The organism is Amnimonas aquatica, from assembly GCF_002943415.1.
Lineage (GTDB): Bacteria > Pseudomonadota > Gammaproteobacteria > Pseudomonadales > Moraxellaceae > Perlucidibaca > Perlucidibaca aquatica_A.
On the sequence record NZ_PTQZ01000123.1, the window covers coordinates 1 to 5,429 of the forward strand.

3 protein-coding genes and 1 pseudogene are annotated in these 5,429 nt (G+C 67.6%); all 4 read right to left on the reverse strand.

Features of this window, described 5'->3' with window-relative positions; genetic code table 11:
- A partial coding sequence (gene mutT, locus C5O18_RS06005) for an 8-oxo-dGTP diphosphatase MutT (protein ID WP_146089235.1) occupies positions 1 to 449 on the reverse strand: 449 nt, incomplete at its 3' end.
- 65 nt (positions 450 to 514) lie between these two features.
- A pseudogene (locus C5O18_RS06010) lies at positions 515 to 1,653 on the reverse strand (bifunctional ornithine acetyltransferase/N-acetylglutamate synthase).
- A 48-nt stretch (positions 1,654 to 1,701) separates the two neighbouring features.
- On the reverse strand, positions 1,702 to 4,476 hold the full coding sequence (gene secA, locus C5O18_RS06015; protein ID WP_105192369.1) for a preprotein translocase subunit SecA: 2,775 nt from the start codon (positions 4,474 to 4,476) through the stop codon (positions 1,702 to 1,704).
- A 143-nt stretch (positions 4,477 to 4,619) separates the two neighbouring features.
- Positions 4,620 to 5,429: M23 family metallopeptidase (locus tag C5O18_RS06020; RefSeq protein WP_105192367.1), on the reverse strand; the 810-nt coding region annotated here is incomplete at its 5' end.

Here is a 5,429-nt window from a genome sequence, read left to right on the forward strand (position 1 = left end):
GCGCGTGCCCAGTCCTCCGCTGCTGCAGCGGTGCAGAGCGCAGGCGTGATGTGCCAGCAATCAGGCAGCATGGCAGCGGAAACGATGGCACCGTTGGCGGCCGGAAACGGTATGGTCGGCAGGTCGCGACAGCGCACCCAGGACAGCGGCTGGCCCTCCCGGCCCTGTGGCTGCCCCAGCCAGTCACGGACCTCCCAGGCCGACAGGCGGACCTGCCGGTCGGGATAGTCATGGCTGACGGTGGCCAGCGGCGCGCAGTCCAGCGGACGCAGCCCAAGCTCCTCTTCAAGCTCGCGCGCCAGCGCCTCCGGCTCGGTTTCCCCGGCCTCGACCTTGCCACCCGGGAACTCCCACAGGCCGCCCAGATGCGCATCCGCGACGCGACGTGACAGCAGCACGCGGTCACCCGCGCCACGGATCACCGCGAGCACGACATGGATGCGCTTCATGGAGACGTCACGGGGCCGGCGACCAGCGCCGGCCCGTGCGGGAACACCGGCTCAGGCACCCGGACTCAGGAGCGGTAGTCGGCGTTGATCTTGACGTAGTCATAGGAGAAATCGCAGGTCCACACGGTGTCCGCGAAATCGCCGCGACCGAGGTCGATGCGGATGGTGATCTCCGGCTGCTGCATCACCGCGGCACCCTGCGCCTCGGTGTAGCTGGCGGCGGCGCCGCCGTTCTCGCACAGCAGCACGTCATCGAGCCAGACGTTGATCTTCGACACGTCCAGTCCCGGCACGCCGGAACGGCCGATGGCGGCAAGGATGCGGCCCCAGTTGGGGTCGGAGGCGAAGAAGGCGGTCTTGATCAGCGGAGAATGCGCGACCGCGTAGGCGACATCGCAGCATTCGCCGATATTGCCGCCGCCCTCGACACGCACGGTCATGAACTTGGTGGCGCCCTCGCCGTCGCGCACGATCAGCTGCGCCAGGCGCAGGAACACGCGCGCCAGCACATCGCGCAGGGCCTGGTAGAGCGCCCCCCCGGCAGCGGTGACCGGGGCATTGCCGGCCCGGCCGGTGGCGATCAGCACGCAGGCGTCGTTGGTCGAGGTGTCGCCATCGATGGTGATGCGATTGAACGAGCCCTCGACCACTTCGCGCAGCAGCGCCTGCAGCACATCGGCGGACACGGCGGCATCGGTGGCGACATAGCCGAGCATGGTCGCCATGTTGGGCCGGATCATNCCGTGGTCATGATGCCGGTGGCGGCGGCAGCCCAGTTGTCGGCGCCCAGCGCCGCCAGCGCGGCCGGCAGGCCGTCCTGCAGACGGGCGACCGGCAGCAGCTCGCCGATCACGCCGGTGGAGAACGGCAGCACCTGTGCCGGCGCGACACCGGCCAGCGCGGCCAGTGCTTCGCAAGAGGTCTGCGCAGCCGCCATGCCGGGCTCGCCGGTGCCGGCGTTGGCATTGCCGGTGTTGATCACCAGGTAGCGCGGCGCACCCGCCGCCAGATTGGCGCGGGCGACATGCACCGGCGCGGCACAGAACGCGTTGGTGGTGAACACCGCCGCCGTGCTGGCGCCTTCGGCGATCTCGAAGACGACCAGATCGCGACGGTTCTTGTAGCGGATGCCCGCCTCGGCGATGCCGATGCGGACACCATTGACGGGATGCATGACAGGCAGGGACAGGTCACCCACGGCCATGACGGACTCCTTGCGCGCTCGCGCTCGACACTGCTGTTGTCTGCCCGGTCAGCTGAGCTGGCCGTGGCACTGCTTGTACTTGCGACCCGAACCGCAGGGGCAGGGATCGTTGCGTCCGACCTTGGCGCCATCGCGCACGAACGGCTGCACCGGGGCGGCACCCGCCACCTGGCGGGCGCCACCCTGCGGCTCCGGCTCGGGCAGCGGTTCGCCAGCCTCGATGGCCGCCAGCTCCGCCTCCGCCTGCGAGGCGTCGGCATGCTCGAACTGCATCGACATGGCCTGCGCCTCGGCGGCGCGCTGCGCCTCCATGGCCGCGACCTCTTCCTCGGTCGGCACATGGATGCGCGCCAAGGTCTGGATCAGCTCCAGCTTGACCGCGTTGATGAGCTGCTCGAACAGCTGGAAGGCCTCGCGCTTGTATTCCTGCTCCGGGTTCTTCTGGGCATAGCCGCGCAGGTGGATGCCCTTGCGCAGGTAGTCCATGGCCGCCAGGTGGTCCTTCCAGTGGCGGTCGATGATCTGCAGCATGAGCTGCTTCTCGAGCTGGTTGGCGACCGACTCGCCCATGCGTTCGCGCTTGTCGTTCCAGGCGCTGAGCACCGACTCGCGGATGCGGGCGCGGATACCTTCCTCATGCAGCTTGTCATCCTGCTCCAGCCACTCGGCCACCGGCAGGGTCATGCCGAAGTCGGAGCTCAGCGCCTGCTCGAGGCCGGGGATGTCCCACTGCTCTTCCAGGCTCAGCGGCGGAATGTAGGCGTTGATCACGCTGTCGACGACATCGTCGTGAATCAGGCGCACGTTCTCGCTGATGCTGTCGGTCTTGAGGATGTCGTCGCGCTGGCTGTAGATGGCGTGGCGCTGCTCGTTGGCCACGTCGTCGTACTTCAGCAGGTTCTTGCGGATGTCGAAGTTGCGCGCCTCGACCTTGCGCTGCGCGCCCTCGATGGACTTCGACACCCACGGGTGCTCGATGGCCTCGCCCGGCTTCATGCCCAGCGACTTCATCATGTTCTTCACTCGCTCGCTGGCGAAGATGCGCATGAGGTCATCTTCCAGCGACAGGTAGAAGCGCGTCACGCCGGGGTCGCCCTGGCGACCGGCACGGCCGCGGAGCTGGTTGTCGATGCGTCGCGACTCATGGCGTTCGGAGCCGATGATGTGCAGGCCGCCGGCCTCCATGACGCGGGCGTGGTCTTCTTCCCAGGCCTTCTTCAGCGCCTCGGTCTGTTCCGGCGTGATGGCGTCGCCGAGCTTGGCGGCCTCGGCCTTCCAGTTGCCGCCGAGCAGGATGTCGGTGCCGCGGCCGGCCATGTTGGTGGCGATGGTCACGGTGCCGGAACGGCCGGCCTGGGCGACGATCTCGGCTTCCTGCTCGTGGAACTTGGCGTTCAGCACGCGGTGCGGGATCTTTTCCTGGTTGAGCAGGCGCGACAGCAGCTCGCTGGCCTCGATGGTCGCGGTACCGACCAGGATCGGCGCGCCCTTCTCGCGGTAGGCCTTGATGTCGCTGACGATGGCCTGGTACTTCTCCATCGGGCTCAGGTAGACCAGGTCGTCGTGGTCCTTGCGGATCATCGGGCGATGGGTCGGGATCACCACCACGTCGAGACCGTAGATCTGGCGGAACTCCGGCGCCTCGGTGTCGGCGGTGCCGGTCATGCCGGAGAGCTTGCGGTAGAGGCGGAACAGGTTCTGGAAGGTGGTCGTGGCCAGGGTCTGGTTCTCGGCCTGGATGTTGACCCCTTCCTTGGCCTCGACGGCCTGGTGCAGGCCCTCGGACCAGCGACGGCCCGGCATGGTGCGGCCGGTGTGCTCGTCGACGATGACGACGTCGTTGCCCTGCACGATGTAGTGCACGTCGCGCTGGAACAGCACGTGCGCCTTCAGCGCCGCGTGCACGTGGTGCACCAGGTTCAGGTGCGCCGGCGAGTACAGGCTTTCGCCCTCGGCCAGCAGGCCCATCGCGACCATGCGCTGCTCGACGAACTCGTGGCCGGCCTCGGTGAGCTCGACCTGGCGGCTCTTCTCGTCGATCCAGTAGTGGCCGCCGTCAGGCTTGCCTTCCTCGGCCTGGCGGGTCAGCGACGGGATCAGCGTGTTGATCTGGATGTACAGGCGCGACGAGTCTTCGCTGGCGCCGGAGATGATCAGCGGCGTGCGCGCCTCGTCGATGAGGATGGAGTCGACTTCGTCGATCAGGGCGTAGGCGTGGCCGCGCTGGAAGCGGTCCTCGAGGCGGAACGCCATGTTGTCGCGCAGGTAGTCGAAACCGAATTCGTTGTTGGTGCCGTAGGTGATGTCGGCACGATAGGCGGCGCGCTTCTCGTCCTGCGGCTGCTGCGAGCGCACCACGCCGATGCTGAGTCCGAGGAACTCGAACAGCGGGCGGTTCCACTCGGCGTCACGCGCGGCCAGGTAGTCGTTGACGGTGACCACATGCACGCCTTCGCCGGACAGCGCATTCAGGTAGGCCGGCAGCGTGGCGGTCAGGGTCTTGCCTTCACCGGTGCGCATTTCGGCGATGCGGCCCTCGTGCAGGGTGATGCCGCCGATCATCTGGACATCGTAGTGGCGCATGCCGAGCACGCGCTTGGCCGCCGCACGGCAGACCGCGAAGGCGTCCGGCAGCAGCGCGTCGAGACTCTCGCCGCCCTGGTAGCGCTGCTGGAACTCCGCGGTCCTGGCCTTGAGCTCGTCATCGCTGAGGGCATCGGCCGCGGGCTCGAGGGCATTGATGCGCTCGACGATCTGTCGCATGCGCTTGAGCTCGCGTTCGTTCTTGGTTCCGAACAAGCCACTGACTAGGCGTGAAAACATGGTCACCACTCGGATTGATAAGGCAAATCAGCGCAGCATTCTACTCGCTTTCCCCCCTGACGAAAGTCCCCGGGGGGGCAGGCGCCGGCCTGCCGGAAACGAAAAGCCCGGCAGATGCCGGGCCTTTCGGGACAAAACGACACTCAGCGTCGGGCAACGCGCAACACCGTGGCCGGGTTGATGTGCTTGCCGTCGCGCAGCACTTCGTAATGCAGGTGGGTGCCTGTGGAGCGGCCGGTCGAGCCCATGTAGGCGATCAGCTGGTCCTTGCTGACCAGGTCGCCGGTCTTCACCACGATGCCGCTGGCATGGGCATAGCGGGTCACCAGGCCGTCGCCGTGGCTGATCTCGACCAGGTTGCCGTAGCCGCTGCGGACACCGGCGAAGACCACCACGCCATCGGCCACGGAGAACACGTCGCTGCCTTCCGAGCCGGCGAAGTCGATGCCGCCGTGGAAGGTGGTGCGGCCGGTGAACGGATCGCTGCGATAGCCGAACGAGGAAGTGATGTAGCCGTTGCGCACCGGCATGTTGTCGAGGTTGACCTTCTGCTGGCGAATGCCCTGCAGCACGCGCTCCAGGGCGATCAGCTGGGCCTCGCGCTCCTGCACTTCCTGCCAGAGGTCGCTGAGCTTGCGGCCGACCTGGTGTTCGTCACCATGGCCGATGACACCGGCCTCCTCGGGGCCGCCCATCGGCGGCTTGCGCGAGAAATCGAACTCGTCGCCCTTGAGCTTGGCCGATTCGGCCAGGTGGGCACCGAGCGCGTCGATGCGCATCATGCGTGCCTGGATGTCGGCCATGCGCGCGGACATGGCACGCAGCTCGTCCTGCTGCGCGCGGTCGGACTGCGCCACCGGCTGGGCGAGCGCGTCGCCGAGCACATGGGAGGTCACCCAGTAGCCGACCGAGCCGACCACGGCCGACAGTGCAAACAGGCCGGCGCCGGCGGT